The sequence below is a fragment of the Paenibacillus sp. FSL H7-0357 genome (assembly GCF_000758525.1).
Lineage (GTDB): Bacteria > Bacillota > Bacilli > Paenibacillales > Paenibacillaceae > Paenibacillus_AQ.
The window spans coordinates 4,860,064-4,874,564 of sequence record NZ_CP009241.1; the positions used below are offsets into that span (position 1 = coordinate 4,860,064).

At 41.9% G+C, this 14,501-nt stretch carries 15 protein-coding genes; 4 read left to right on the forward strand and 11 right to left on the reverse strand.

Features of this window, described 5'->3' with window-relative positions:
- Positions 1-258 precede the first annotated feature (258 nt).
- The 3 genes from H70357_RS21220 to H70357_RS21230 all read right to left on the reverse strand — a co-directional run bounded on the left by H70357_RS21220 (position 259) and on the right by H70357_RS21230 (position 3,946).
- Positions 259-1,467 carry an MFS transporter gene (locus H70357_RS21220; protein ID WP_038593772.1) on the reverse strand — a complete coding sequence of 403 codons (1,209 nt, stop codon included), beginning with the start codon at positions 1,465-1,467 and terminating at the stop codon, positions 259-261.
- Positions 1,468-1,479: 12 nt separating this feature from the next.
- Positions 1,480-3,288 (reverse strand): ABC transporter ATP-binding protein, encoded by a 1,809-nt coding sequence (locus H70357_RS21225; RefSeq protein ID WP_038593775.1) that lies wholly within the window; start codon positions 3,286-3,288, stop codon positions 1,480-1,482.
- Between the two features lie 103 nt (positions 3,289-3,391).
- Positions 3,392-3,946: a MarR family winged helix-turn-helix transcriptional regulator gene (locus tag H70357_RS21230; RefSeq protein ID WP_038593778.1), complete on the reverse strand. Its 555-nt coding sequence runs from the start codon at positions 3,944-3,946 to the stop codon at positions 3,392-3,394.
- 190 nt (positions 3,947-4,136) lie between these two features.
- On the opposite strand from H70357_RS21230, the gene H70357_RS21235 reads away from it, so the two are divergent.
- Complete coding sequence (locus H70357_RS21235) at positions 4,137-5,078, forward strand: ketopantoate reductase family protein (RefSeq protein WP_038593781.1); 942 nt, start codon at positions 4,137-4,139, stop codon at positions 5,076-5,078.
- A 183-nt stretch (positions 5,079-5,261) separates the two neighbouring features.
- Here the strand turns inward: H70357_RS21235 and H70357_RS21240 are convergent, their stop codons facing one another.
- Positions 5,262-5,648: a 5' nucleotidase, NT5C type gene (locus tag H70357_RS21240; protein WP_231578498.1), complete on the reverse strand. Its 387-nt coding sequence runs from the start codon at positions 5,646-5,648 to the stop codon at positions 5,262-5,264.
- A gap of 295 nt (positions 5,649-5,943) precedes the next feature.
- Here H70357_RS21240 and H70357_RS21245 point away from each other — a divergent pair, with 295 nt between their 5' ends.
- Together H70357_RS21245 and H70357_RS21250 are read left to right on the forward strand one after the other, a co-directional pair.
- Positions 5,944-7,077 carry a C45 family autoproteolytic acyltransferase/hydrolase gene (locus H70357_RS21245; protein ID WP_052092164.1) on the forward strand — a complete coding sequence of 378 codons (1,134 nt, stop codon included), beginning with the start codon at positions 5,944-5,946 and terminating at the stop codon, positions 7,075-7,077.
- 97 nt (positions 7,078-7,174) lie between these two features.
- Positions 7,175-7,615, forward strand: coding sequence for a DUF6376 family protein (locus H70357_RS21250; protein WP_038593784.1), 441 nt, complete (start codon positions 7,175-7,177; stop codon positions 7,613-7,615).
- Between the two features lie 124 nt (positions 7,616-7,739).
- On the opposite strand, the gene H70357_RS21255 is transcribed toward H70357_RS21250, so the two are convergent.
- Entirely contained in the window at positions 7,740-8,645 is a 906-nt protein-coding gene (locus H70357_RS21255; RefSeq protein ID WP_038593787.1) for a hypothetical protein, read from the reverse strand.
- Between the two features lie 193 nt (positions 8,646-8,838).
- On the opposite strand from H70357_RS21255, the gene H70357_RS21260 reads away from it, so the two are divergent.
- On the forward strand, positions 8,839-9,342 hold the full coding sequence (locus tag H70357_RS21260) for a hypothetical protein (RefSeq protein WP_038593790.1): 504 nt from the start codon (positions 8,839-8,841) through the stop codon (positions 9,340-9,342).
- On the opposite strand, the gene H70357_RS21265 is transcribed toward H70357_RS21260, so the two are convergent.
- Genes H70357_RS21265 through H70357_RS21290 form a run of 6 tightly spaced genes read right to left on the reverse strand, consistent with a single transcriptional unit; the run spans position 9,266 to position 14,429 of the window.
- Complete coding sequence (locus H70357_RS21265; protein WP_038593793.1) at positions 9,266-10,033, reverse strand: VOC family protein; 768 nt, start codon at positions 10,031-10,033, stop codon at positions 9,266-9,268. The two genes, H70357_RS21260 and H70357_RS21265, sit on opposite strands and share 77 nt — an antisense overlap.
- Complete coding sequence (gene proC / locus H70357_RS21270; RefSeq protein WP_038593797.1) at positions 10,033-10,842, reverse strand: pyrroline-5-carboxylate reductase; 810 nt, start codon at positions 10,840-10,842, stop codon at positions 10,033-10,035. The genes H70357_RS21265 and proC overlap by 1 nt, the downstream gene beginning before the upstream one ends.
- A 17-nt stretch (positions 10,843-10,859) precedes the next feature.
- A complete protein-coding gene (locus H70357_RS21275) occupies positions 10,860-11,699 on the reverse strand; it encodes a MetQ/NlpA family ABC transporter substrate-binding protein (protein WP_331281736.1) in 840 nt (279 codons plus the stop codon).
- Positions 11,700-11,702: 3 nt separating this feature from the next.
- Positions 11,703-12,722, reverse strand: a complete 1,020-nt coding sequence (locus tag H70357_RS21280) for a uroporphyrinogen decarboxylase family protein (RefSeq protein WP_038593803.1) — start codon at positions 12,720-12,722, stop codon at positions 11,703-11,705.
- Between the two features lie 29 nt (positions 12,723-12,751).
- On the reverse strand, positions 12,752-13,411 hold the full coding sequence (locus H70357_RS21285; RefSeq protein ID WP_038593806.1) for a methionine ABC transporter permease: 660 nt from the start codon (positions 13,409-13,411) through the stop codon (positions 12,752-12,754).
- Entirely contained in the window at positions 13,386-14,429 is a 1,044-nt protein-coding gene (locus tag H70357_RS21290) for a methionine ABC transporter ATP-binding protein (RefSeq protein WP_038593809.1), read from the reverse strand. The genes H70357_RS21285 and H70357_RS21290 overlap by 26 nt, the downstream gene beginning before the upstream one ends.
- Positions 14,430-14,501: the final 72 nt, after the last annotated feature.

Genomic DNA, 14,501 nt, shown 5'->3' on the forward strand with positions numbered 1-14,501 from the left:
GGTGCATCTCCTATCATTTTTAAAACTAAGCAACTTATCCTTATACAGAACCTTGCATATTCACAATCTAAAAAGTTCTATTACAGTCGTGTCCAGTCCCTCTCATTGCTAACTTTCCAGAACGGATTCGTTAAAAAGAAATCAGATGAGTAATCGTTAATCTCAGAAAATAAAAAAGGCAACTTCAAATGAAGTTACCTTTAATAAACAATCGTTATGATGTCATTTCATCGTTTTTTTTGTTTATTGATCACAAATTTACTGGCTTTTTATCTCCCCTGCCTCCTCATGATGAATAAGACATGCTGCTAGCAACCCAACGCACAGAATACATGCCAATAGAAGAAACGTAATTAAATAACTTGCATTATTCATCAATTGAAGCGAGATAATCGGACCGAAGCTTGTGCCTGTAAACAATATAAAAGTATATACGGATACAGCTATCCCGCGCATCTTGCCGCCCACTTGCCCAACAAGCGAAACAAGTGAAGGAACGGCTAGTGCGATCCCTCCCACAAAAAGGATGCTCATCACAATAAGAAGTGGCAGATTAGAAATCATCCCCATAGACGCCAAACCAATGATCGCTAGCAACAATCCACCGCGAAGCGTTCTACCTACGCCGACATGCTTGGATATTCTTCCCGCGAATGGAGAAACGAGCATCCCTACTATGCCGATAATACGGACAGAAAGAATTTCTTGCTTGCTTAGCTCATATGGAGCTGTACTTAGATAGTTACCCAGCACTGTATACATACTTACAAAAGACATAAGCAGAACGAATGCTACTAGATAACATAATACCAATTGTTTTTGAACAAACACTTTGCCAATTTGCTTAATAGGCTCCCAGATATTAGCGTGTGCCTGCTGGATACCGCCTTTGGGAAGGAAGAAGAACACTAATATGGTGGTCACCGCATAAACAACGGCAAGAATATAAAAAACAGCGTTCCAGCCATAATGCTCACTGAGTATACTACTAACCACTTGACCAACAATACCTGCAATCAGAAATCCTGTACTGATAAAACCAATGGTAGTTACCCGTTTTTCCGCTGGATACATCTCAACCGCATAGGCAAGTGCTACTGGAGAGAAGGTTGCTGCTGCTGCTCCCTGTAGTCCTCTTAATCCTAAAATCCATACAAAGCTGTGAACGGTCCCCAGAATTAATGATATCAATGTCAGGAAAAGGAGCCCTGCAAATATAACAGTCTTCCGTCCGTATTTATCGGACAGCGCGCCATAGATTAAGCAACCAATGGCAAAGCCTATCGAAAAGGTGCTTCCCGCAGCGGCAGCATTCGTCGTGGAAATTTCAAAAAGCTGTGCAAACAATGTAATTAGCGGAATCGTTACGTATAGACTGGACATGACAACAAGGCCGGTCCAGCAAAGGATAATGGTCATAAGCTTATAATTTCTAGTTGTACCCGTTGCATTGATTGGATTGTTCATATTACACCTCAATTATAAAATTTGTTCGAAGTTAGATTTTGTTGGAAATTGCATCTCGTATAGTTCCTTGTATCGCCCATTTCGGCGGAGTAGGTTTTCATGATTTCCCAGCTCCACTATCTCTCCATGCTCCAATACAACAATTTGATCGGCATTTTGAATCGTGGAAAGACGATGGGCGATAACCAGACAAGTTCGACCTGGAAGAAGCACAGATAACGCATGCTGAATACGTTGTTCAGATTCCGTATCCAGTGCAGCCGTAGCTTCGTCCAAAATAAGAATACGAGGATTGATCAAGAAAGCTCTGGCGATTGACAATCTTTGCTTTTGTCCTCCGGAAAGCTTGACCCCTCTTTCACCGATGGGCGTATCATAGCCCATTGGAAAGGCTGAAATAAATTCATGGGCGTTTGCGGCATGGGCAGCCGCTTTAATTTCATCTTCAGTGGCCTGAGGTCTACCGTACGCAATATTTTCACGTATCGTGCCATTGAGGAGGATTACGTCCTGAGATACGATCCCCATCTGCTGACGAAGCGACTTCACCGTCACTTCCGTTAACGGATAACTGTCAATATAAATGTCCCCTCGCTGAACGTCGTACAAACGGGCAATCAAATAAGCAATCGTTGACTTTCCTGATCCTGACGAACCAACCAAAGCCGTAGTTTGGTTACATGGAAGCCGCAATTGAAAGTTTTGTAGAATGGGATGTCCTTCTTCATATGCAAACTCAACATCATCAAACACAATTTGTCCTTTTACTGGCGGCAGAACAATCGCTCCTTCCTTATCGTAAACCTCTGGAACGGTTGCTAAGACTTCTTGAATGCGCTCGAATGCTGCTGCCGATTGCTGCACTTTGGTAATCATTCTGCTAAAGGAGCGGATGGGCGCTTGCAACAAACGTAAATAAGCTAAGTAAGCTACGATATCACCAACGGACATGTTCCCATGCATAACCTGCCACGCTCCGAACAGGAGCACCGACGTCATACCTACATAATTCAGCCAATCGATAATTGGCGAGAAAGTTTCCGACAACCTTGAAGCAAAAACTGTGGCTATCCGATGCTGTTCGCTCAATGCCTCGAACTGCTTAGCTTCCGCATCTTCACTTGCAAAAGACTTGATCATTCGTATGCCTGACAACGTATCTTGAAGTGAGTTGTTTAACTGAGCTGATATGTGACGTACCGCTCTATAGGCACTCTTAATGCGTAGGCTGAAATATCGTGACGTTACAAATAAGAATGGCAAGGTAATAAGCGTAATTAATGCTAGTTGCCAGTCCGTATATAATAAGTACCCCACGATCGCAGCGAAGGTTATGACATCCGCTATGATGGACAGGCTATCGGCTGAAACCAGTTCCTGTAGTTGATTTACATCACTCGTTAACCTTGCCATAAGATCCCCGGTCCGATTACGATCAAAAAATTTCAGATCCAAACTTAATGTGTGTTTGTGCAATTTGTTTCGCAACTGGAGAATTGCCTTCTGACTAACAATTGTCATTACATAACTGCTACTGAAGTTAAATATCCCCAGCAGCAATGCAGTTAGCAGGATAAGACCTCCCGTTTCTAGTAGCGCGTAATACCTTTTTCCAGGGATGATCTGGTCTATGATCTCTTTAGTTAACTGAGGGATCATAAATTCAAGAATGGAAATGGCTATCACTGTGACGGCACCAAGCATAAGCAAGACCCATTGCGTCCTTGTGTGCAAGAACATCTCCTTAAACATGATGCGCAGCGATATAAAATGCTGTTCACGACTCTGCTGCTGGTCCCCGGAATGCCAAGCTTGTTTCATTTTGAATCACATACCTTCATGTTGTAATATCCATCACGGTTATCAGATCATATCCATCTCTTATTTCATGTAATTAGATTATCTAACTATATGACCAAAAAAATTATCTACCCGATCCAAGTCGTTTTTCTAAGCTTGCATTTAGTTTAACCAGCACTTTTTGGAACACCGCTTGCTCCTCTTTATCTAATTCATCAACAAGGGATGCGCAAGTAGACCAGAACGTAGGCAATATTTGATTCATAAGCGTACTGCCTTCAGCGCTAATACGAACGTGAGTCATGCGACCATCCTTGGCATACGGTTCACGAACAATCAAATTTTTTTTCTCCAGCCATATTAACAAGGCCGTTACAGACGATCGACGAATCCCCAATCGGTCTGCTATGGATGAAGGTGTAACCAACTCCTGATCTGCGTGAAGGGATAATAGGAGTAATAGATCCAGCTTACTCTCCGTGATGTCAAAAGCAGCTAAATCAATATCCACCATGTCTAAAGTGTTATCTCCCAGCCAGAGCATAATTAGTCCCAGGTGTGCTGAATTTAGATTGGTATCGGATGAGGCTGTACGCTCCATCAACTTCAAATAAGGTGATGTTCCAAGTCTCGGTAATTGTTGCTCGGTCGTATATTCCTTGGCAGGCTTTCTTTTCAATTTGTATACCTCCTTACTCCTATAGTTAGATTATCTAATTACATTGAATATAACTGATTTCTTTTATTTTTGCAAACCAGCTTAAGAAACAAAGGTAAGCTTAGAGGCAGAGGTTTAGAATAAACGAACCGCATTACCAATGGATTTGTTGTATAATTATGTAATATTTTATTTTAGGAGGAAGGATCTTTTGAAAATCCTAATTTATGGTGCGGGCACAATCGGGAGTGTTTTCGCTGGGAAACTTGCTTTGTCAGGATATGATGTCACTATCCTTGCAAGGGGAGCAAGACTTGTTGAGCTGAAAAAAAACGGTGTGATTCTCGTAAATCCAGGCAATAACCGAGAAGAAATCGCAAAGATAGATGTGATTGAACATCTGCTGCCAGACCATATTTTCGACTACATACTCGTTGTAATGCAGAAAATACAGATAGATAGTGTATTACCGGTTCTTTCTCAAAACATATCTAAGAATATCATCTTTGTGGTCAATACGGCATCCGGTTATGACGATTGGGTTCAGGCTGTGGGTAGTGACCGGCTGATGCTCGGCTTTCCGTCCGCAGGAGGAGAACGTGTAGACGGTCGAGTACATTACTTTATCGGCAAGGGATTCATGCGGATTTTTCAGACCACAACCTTTTCAGAATACAATGGTCAAAAAACCGAACGGCTCAAAAAAATAGTAGATGTTTTTAACTGTGCCGGTATTCCTTCTGTTGTAAGCAATAATATGGATATGTGGCAGAAAACTCATGTAGCAATGGTTACAAGTATCGGAAACGCTCTTTATAAATACAATAGTAATAATTATGCTTTAGCAAAATCATATGCAGATATTAAGCTGCTGGTTCTGGGGATAAAAGAAGGATTTGCTGTGTTGACTAAATTGGGTATAAATATCAAACCATCAAAACTCCATTATTTCAAACTTCCCGTTTTTTTGATTGCCCCAATTTTTAAAATTATTATGGGCACAAAGTTTGCCGAAACAGTCATGGCAAAGCATACGGCCGTGGCAAAATCCGAGATGGTCTGCCTTCAAAATGAATTTGATATGCTGATCATGAAGAGTAAGATGGAAACACCTTCTATTGATAAGCTACGAAAAAACCTTGCGAAAGACTGATTTCGTTTTATGTAATGATACTTATATTATGTCGTATTCTTATACTATGTGGAAATATTTGAATGGTAGTAATTGCTTATCTTCAAATAATATAAACTCCCATTAGGCAGCTTGCTGGCACGCTGCGTGAATGCGATGTTGTCTGAAGTGTATGCCCCCTTCAAGCATACTCTCAAAATTCCTTTATGAGTCTTGTGTTGTTTGTTTATTATCACTTAAAAAATAGTCCCCAACTTCATACCAGTTGTTAACTCGCACATAACCTGATTCGTTGACATTGTGTGGAGCAGTAAATAATATTCCTTGTCCTTGAAATCTTTGAAAATGCCTTGAACTATCATCTATAAGATACTCAGCATTAATAATGCTTTTATCACCACAAAACACATAATTCATTTGTGGAATGAAAGGAAAGTTATCACTTAACCATTCAAATTTAGCTTGAAATGAAGATGGATGTTCCATTGCTGCTGTTGTGATATAAATCTCGTAATATTTACTCAATTCTCTGATTACTTTCTGACTTCCCTCCATTACTTTCAAGTCCCGAAAAAAACCTGGATCATCCACAAAATCCAATATTTCTATGAATTCACCCTCAATTAGAGATTATTAAGTAGTTTTCATGCTAGATCGTGTTTAAACGCCTGCTTGATGCATGTTTTTATTATACTACTAAATGGTAGAATATAACTTATTTTTCGAAGTTTGCACTTCTGCCTGTGACCCTCTTCGATCTGTCAACTATGCGCAGGTAATGACAGGACAGTATGAAAGAAAAACAATATCATAATATGCAGAGGGGTGAGTATAAGCCACCCGCTTATAAAATATTTGAAAAATAGTCTGAAAGAAGGCGCTCACCATGTCAAACCAGTTCGTTAGCTTTTCAAAATTCGTCTCAGAGGGCAGCCATTACGAGATTGGCACTAAGCTGGCTCATACAGTCAGAAACAACCCGGAGCTTATGAGTATCAATATACAAGGTGATTGTATGGATAGTTTTTTATTAAGAAAGAAACAAACCCTTTTAGATGAATTTTGTCCCGGAGTAAACGAGGAAATCCTTGGACTTTCAGACAGCTTAAAAATCCCACTGGGGAAATTGGCTGTATTTGCGGATGATGTAATAGAAGCTGGAGCATGCAGTCAATTCGCAGCTTTGCCAAGTATTACATCTGATGGGCACACTTTAATTGGCAGAAGTTATGAATTTTCGACTGAAGATGAGATGTGTTTGTGTGTAACAAGGGCAGACGGAAAACCTGCACATATAGGTTTTTCACTGCTATTGTTTGGGAGATTTGACGGAATAAATGAGCATGGCTTAACAGTAAGCATGTCATCTTGTGAATTTGGACAACGCCCTTTTGGTGAAGGACTTTGGTTCCCGTTTGTGCTGAGGTCTTTATTGGATAATTGCTCCTCTGTTGAGGATGCCATATATCTTTTGAAGAATATGCCTATACGAAGCAATGTAAACCTGCTGATTGCTGATACTTACGGAAATGCCACAATAGCTGAAACTGCCTGCTTCGGAGACGATAGAAAAATATCTTTTAGAAACAGTGAAGATCTTCTTATCGCGACGAATCATTATCAGAATAACGAAATGTTGCCTTATGATAATAATCGCAGAAGGCATTCTGTGATTCGATACAACACTATAAAAGATTTTTTTTCAAAAAAGAAAGGATCTATTTCTGTAGAATCAATAAAGACAATCCTAGAGGAAAAAGTGCCACAGGGCGTATGTTGCCCATTTTATGAAGATTGTTTAGGAACCTTGCATTCAATGGTTTTTGACACGACGGAGATTAGCGTACAGGTGTGTTTTGGGGCAGCATCCCCGCAAAAATGGGAAAAAATCTCTTTTAATAGTCCATGTGAAAATTCTAAAATACAAGTCCCTATAAATAACGAGTTCCCCCAGAACCCCACAACCTTTTGGGAGCACTTAAACCCTGGAAGTATGGAGCAGAATCGTCTTCATCGGTAACCGTAGCCGCATATCACTTTCATGCAACCTGACGCCCTTCTGGCCGTATGAACTACAGTAAACTTGGCACATACGATACTCTAAAGGAGTGAAGCAAATGAAGAAATATGGCTTAAGTCTGCTGCTACTCATCTTGCTGGTTGTACCGGGTTGCGGGATTGCGGAAAAGGTAGGAGACAGCGTCAATTTCACCGCCGATACCGCTTCTTATATGCAAACTTTGACGGAGTTCGGACAAGAGATGGGAACCTGGGCCACGGATGCTGCCACAGACCCGCAGGCCAGGGATGAATTAAAGGATAGGCTGCTTGCCCTCAAGGAACAGATCGTCCAATATGCCGGGCTTCAGGTTCCGGAATATGCGGCAGGCCTGCATCAATCTATTGTCGGATACAATGAAACACTGCAGCAAGGACTGGATCAGGCCATAACCAACCTGGAAGAAGGAAAAGCCGCCTTCGAATCGACAGGTATTCCCGAGACTATAAACCAAGTCAACGAGCTATTGAACCAGATCACCCAGCTCATCCCGCAGTAACAGTCTAAATAAGCGCTCAAAGTATGGGAAAACATACCTGGAGCGCTTTTTCTTTTGTCAGCCGCATCTAAGGGAGCACGTGAAAAAGAAGTGGCAGGTTTCTCCACTTCTCTCAAATTTTCATTTACGATGCTATTTCTGCTTTTTGTACACTAGTTACAATCTCTTGGCTGATAGGAATTACTGCCTTTTTATCTTCTTGCTCTTCAAAATTCCCATGTTTATCTAGCGTATAACAACTCTTGATCAGGTAGCCCTGTTGACAATTGGGACAATGACCAAACTTAAATCCATATTTAACATTAGTATCTGAAGCTCCACCCTCACAAAGTGTCTTTTGTTCAGTGATATATTTTGTTAATCCTTCACCGTTGTTATTTTGTATGTATTGATTGATTTCACTTAATACCGGCTCTATCATTTCATCATTTACATCTAAGAGCTTATGTTCCTGTAAATAGGCTTTGTTACACGAAGAACAATGTGTCTTACCACTTGTCACCAGCAATCCGGCACTTAGACCACCTATTAATAAACCAACACATTGTATGAGGAATTTGCTGATGTTTACCCACTTATTTGGTTCAATATCTATTGCATTGCCTACATGTCCTCTTGAAAATATGCTTAAACTGCTATTATTAAATTTATAATCATAATAGTTCAATAGTGTTATAGGTTTATCTGATTCTCCAAACACAAAATTGCTTATATGCTCCCCCTCAAACTTATAATTAATTTCATTCGATGATGAGACATATGCCATCTGATATTCTCCATACATAAACCCGCTAAATGAAAGTAATATGAAAATAACCGATATTAAATAGTTGTTTTTATTCGGCTTTAATCCCTGTCTTACAGTTTTAGAAAAATACCCGAAGGTGGCTATACCTCCGAGAATAATCCCCCCTACCGGAATAATGAATAACACAGAAAAGCTAAAAAAGTTAAAACCTAAGAGACTCAAGATAAGCAATTGCACAATTACTGATACTGCCGCCGTTATTACTCCCCAAACCCATTTCATAAATATTACTTCCTCCTCTTTCTGAATAAGATATATTTTAACATCTGATGCAAAATGCCCCAATAATAAAAATTACATCATTTTTCGACAGTTTAATCTTGTATTCCTGCCTGTTCACTGGCTTGGGCTTCCTGTTTATTCGCCCCTAGCAGTTTGACGAGCTTTTCCGATCCATGCTGGAGGGGCAGTACAGATGGCGGCTTATTTGGATGCCATTCATCAGGCGGATTTGCTGATGGGAGACCGGAAAGCGGCGGATGAATATGCGAGACCGCTCAAGGAAGGCAGCTTAAAATTATGCCATGATGCACCGCTTCAAAGTTGGTTGCCTTATCTTGAAAATGCGCTGGATCGAGGAGATTTCGAGGATGCGGCTGCCAGTGCTAATGCGCTTTATCGGCAGGGAAGCGGAATAGCTCTGACTATTTTGCACGGGATTTGGAAGCTGCCGAGCGGCTTTTACTCCAGCACAGCCAGAAGTGATTCAGAGCAGAGCCTTAATGCAGAGAGAGTCGGCAGGTTCCCCACATTCTCTCTACAAAACGCAAATAGGGTTGTTACCGCGCTATGCGATAACAACCCATTTTCAAACCAAGGAAATCAGTTCACGCAGTTACTTTTTAAACAAACACATACTCACCAGCACCAACTTGAATTGTCTTTCCTTTTAATCCGGTGGAATCCGTTTCAAAAATGACCTGTTTGAATTGGTTCTCATCCCCTTGCAGAAAAGCAAAAGACTTATCTCCAATCTTAAGGGTGAAGGTGTTATTAACCTCTGACTGTTCAATTGGCAGTCCAAATAACGCTCCCCAATGTTCAGCGGCGGCTGCAGGATCTGAGACACGGAATACCGCCCTCACGATTTCCGCATGTCCCGCAGGATGGGATTGAATGACTCCGGATGCCGTTAACCGTTCCAATCGCTCTTCATCCGTCCCGTTCCATTGAATGATAAACGGATAGACCAGTCCTTGAAAGTCTCCATCTATGGTCATCATCCGCCACTCTATTAATCTTCCTTTATTATCCAGACGTTTACCATCGATTATAGGAGATAACGATAAACCGGCTGCCTTCAAGGAAGCAGCGATTTCTTCAATATCATTCGTCCGGATCACAACTCTGCTTAAGACTTCCTGTTCTGGAAGAAGGTTAACCGCATCCCTCACTACAACATTGTGCTCGGTTGCCTTCGCTAATTCCAGATCCTCGATGCCAAGAAACTCAAGATAGGTTAGCCCAAAGTAACTTAAGGCATTATAGGTTCCCCAATCCTTATGAGAACCTCCCTTAAAAGCAATCAAACCATGATCTCCGAAGATTTCAACCGGTTTATCCAGATCATTGACATAGTGTACTAAATGATCCCATTTCAGGATTGCCATTATTCCTTCACTCCCAGCTCAGTAGTACGCTTTACGGCTGCCAGAACACTTCTTTGCAGTCCGGCCGCGAAATCACTGTTGTTCAGCTCGTACAAGCCGTGAATGCCAACACCGCCAGGCGAATTATTAATATCAAGCAATTGTCTTGGATGCAGACCTGTCTGCTGCAGCATCACAACCGCTCCCATAACATTCTCCAGCGCTACCTTCCATGCTTGCTCCCTTGGCAGTCCTGCGAGGACACCCGCATCCGCAAGAGATTCAATGAAATAATAGATATAGTTAGGTCCAGCTACACCGAACCCAGTGAAGATATCTATATATGACTCCTCCAGATATTGTACTTTGCCGAACCCGAGCAGGAACTTTTCAACTTGATCACGAGTGGCGTAGGCATTTAAAGCTACACCGCTATAGCCGTAACCCGTATCGGTCAACGTATTGGGAATGACCCGAATGATTGGGCGTTCAGCTCCAAAATATTGTCCTAACTTCGCAATCGTTACCCCCGCCACAATCGATACGACTGCGGCAGCAGGTGAAGCGAATTGTTGCACAATTTGTCCGAGTGCAGTCAAATCATCCTGTGGACGAACTGCAACTACAATCAACTCTGCTGTTGAGAGGCCGTGCTCCTGCGAACTATCTGTATTTACGCTGTATTTTGTATTCAACAACTGAAGACGGGCTTCATTAATATCGGATACACTGATTTGTTCTGCAGACAGGGTATCATTGGCAATACTTGCGCGGATGATCGCTTCCGCCATCTGTCCTCCGCCAATAAAATGAATCTTTTGCTTGGTCACGTACGTTCACTCCTTACTTAATTATTTTTCCATGCTTCAGGCAAAATGAAACCATCATATTTCTCGATTCCAAGGATATATTCTTCAAACTCTTTGGATTCATAGGCAGCCTTCAAGTCCTTGGCCCACTGCGAATTTTCATCCTTTTTGTTAACCGATACGATGATTCTGTGTTGCATTGGCGTGTTTTCAATCTTGAGTGCATCCGTAATCTTTCTGTCGGGTGAATTCGCAATATAATTACCGTTCACAACACCATAATCCACATCTTGAAGGGAAACCAGAATTTGCGCCGGGTCCAAAATTTTAATATCAATATTATACTTATCCGGCTCCATGCTGTTAATGTTGAAGTCTGCTACACCTGCTCCTTCTTTAATTTTGATCCAGCCCAATTCCTCCAGAATACGCAGTGCACGCTCCTGGTTAACCGGATCGTTGGGAACCGCCACCGTTGTACCATCTTTAACATCGTCAAGAGTAGTATGATTTACGGAATAAAGACCTTGTGGAGCGCCTGGCACATAAGCAATTCCTGTCATGTCTGCATTAATTTCTTTATTAATGGCTTCCATGTAAGCTGTGCTTTGGAATATGCTCGCATCAATGGAGCCTTCCTTCATCGCCGGATTAACCTGCATGTTTTGCGAGAAGGTTTTAATATCAACGGTATAGCCTTGTTTCTCCAGGATCGGCAGAATCGATTGACGGAATTGTTCCTCATAGGTTCCGACACCGAATCCAACGGTAAGCTTCTTTTTATCTCCAGAACTTTCTGCTTCCTTATTGCCGCAGGCTGTTAACACCGCCAGAACACCTATCAACATTACTAACATTAACTTTTTCATTACCTTCATCTCCTATTCAAATACTGAGTTTTTTAGTTGTTCTAACGCCTCATCTGTAACATTTAGCGGGATCGCACAATTTGGCGAGAGAATAAAAGGCTGGTTTTTCATTAACGTCAAAGCTTCCTTCGCCTGCTTTTGAATTTGATCTAAATTGTTTTCTGCAAACAATCCATGATCAACGCCGCCTACTTTAGTAGCTTTAAGATTCGCTTCTAAACCTGGATTGCCTTCGGCTATAGTATCCCAGCTGATCCCATCAATACGATAATCATTGAATTTCTCCGGCTTTGCATGGGCTCCACAGGTATGAAGGATGTTTTTTCCATAACTTGCGGCCTCCAACACAATAGAATCATAGGGTCTGGACAGCTCATCGAACATCGCTTCATCAAATAATCCCGGATGTGCTGTACCTGTCACCGCGTAGAACAAACCATCTGAACCCGCATGCTGCAACTCTTGCACATAATCAGCTAAGGTTAATGAAATAGCATGTAACGCATGGTGTGCTGCCGCTCTATGCTCTTTAAACAACGATTCCAAAGTAACAGGCTGCTCAATGCCAAACACTGTTTTTGTTACATATGCAGAACGCCCTACGATAAACAGCAACACCGTTAATGGCGAAAATACGGTTTGGATTAGCGGAGTGTCCGGTAACCCTTGACGAATTTTTCTGACCGCCTCTAAATGCTCCTGCAGAGATGCAGTCTGGGTTGCCTTTTTCACTTCGAGATCCCACAGGTTATCGGCTGTAGGAATAGCAGTCGTCTTCTGTCTTGGAAAGACAGTCTGATAATCCGTAAAGTCATACTGATTACCCCAAGCTTCAGCTAAATAAGTTGCTCTAGGATTAATTTTGACCCAGTCCCAATCATATTTTTTCGTGAAAGAAATCGTTGTTGCTGCTAAATCATCCGCATTTTGTTCCTTGTCAATAAAATGACGCCATCCGCTGACAATGTGACGATCCGCCCGTTCTCCGGACAATATTGCTTTAAACCGATCTTGCTTACTCCATTCACTCATCTGCCAATCCCTCCATGTCTCTGTAATAACTAATAGCGGCGAATTTTTCTTGCCAGCTTGTTACCTAAAGATTGAATGCCTTGCACCAAAATGATGAGAATAAGAACGGTGGCTACCACGACTACGGTGTCAAATCGCTGGTATCCATAGACTATGGCCAAGTTGCCGACTCCGCCGCCGCCTACTGTTCCGGCCATTGCAGTTGCACCTATCAATCCGATCGTTGCTGTTGTCAATGACAGGATTAAGGATCCGACCGCTTCCGGCAACAAAAAGTACCAGATGACTTGAAAGGGAGTAGCCCCCATCGCCTCTGCGGCTTCCAGAATTCCCGGGTTCACTTCAAGCAGCGAGTTCTCTACCAAACGTCCTATATAAGGCGCGATATAGATAATCAGCGGTACGATCGCTGCGCTTGTCCCAATCGAAGTATGCACAATGGCCCGTGTAAACGGAACAATCGCAACCAGCAAAATAATAAAAGGTAGAGAGCGAATGATGTTGATCATCGGATTTATGATGGCGTAAAGGGCTTTGTTCTCCAAAACACCGCCTGGACGAGTGATTACAAGCAATATCCCGATTGGAATCCCGAGCAGGGAACCAAGAAACAAGGAGAACCCTACCATTTGAATCGTTTCTATTATGGCCTGCATAAATTGTTCACTTGTTACTGTGGTCGAAAACATAAGATTCTACCTCCTCTACACCGACTCCGCTTCTTTTCAGAAAAGCTAAGGCATTGTTAATCTCTGATTGCTCTCCATTTAATTGAATGATCACTGTTCCGAGTGTCGTTTCTTGAATCTCTGTCATATTCGCAAATAAAATATTGACCTTTATCTCGGAAGAACGAATCATCTCATACAGAACGGGCTCAGATGCACTTTCACCAACAAAATTAAGTTTATAGAGCAGACTTCCATGTTCTGCTTTTATTGATTTTTGAACACTGGACGTCATGCTGTTTTGAATAACGGTTTTCACAAAATTTTGCGTGGTCTCATGTTTGGGTTGACCGAATACATCCAGCACGCTTCCTTGCTCGATGATCCGCCCCTCTTCCATCACAGCCACCTTGTTGCAAATCTCTTGAATGACAGACATTTCATGCGTAATGATCATCACCGTAATGTTGTATTCCGCATTGATTTTTTTCAAAAGCTGTAAAATAGATCGTGTTGTCTGTGGATCTAAGGCAGAAGTCGCTTCGTCACACAGCAGGATAGACGGATTCGAGGCAAGCGCTCTGGCAATCCCGACCCGCTGCTTCTGTCCACCTGATAATTCACTCGGGTAACTTCCAGCTTTGTCACTTAATCCGACAAACTCAAGCAGCTCCTGTACCCGCTTGCGGATTTCATCTTTATTCTTTTTCAACAGAACGAGAGGAATCGCGACATTATCAAATACTTTTTTAGATTCTAACAGGTTAAAATGTTGAAAAATCATGCCGATATTTTTCTTGGCCGCCCGCAGCTCTTTATCGTTGTATGTTCCCAAATCACGCCCGGCTACTAGAACCTGTCCTTTTGTGGGTCTTTCCAAATAATTGACTAAACGGATTAATGTGCTTTTTCCCGCACCACTATAGCCGATAACCCCGAATATATCGCCTTTTTCAACCTTTAAATTGATCCCTTGCAGAGCATCAATCGTAATATCTTTGCGAGTGAATGTTTTGTACACATTCTTTAATTCAATCATGTTCATTCCCCTCAATCATATTGTAGATTTAAGATTGAACTGAAAAGTTTAGAGTAAAGGTTCAGTCGCAAC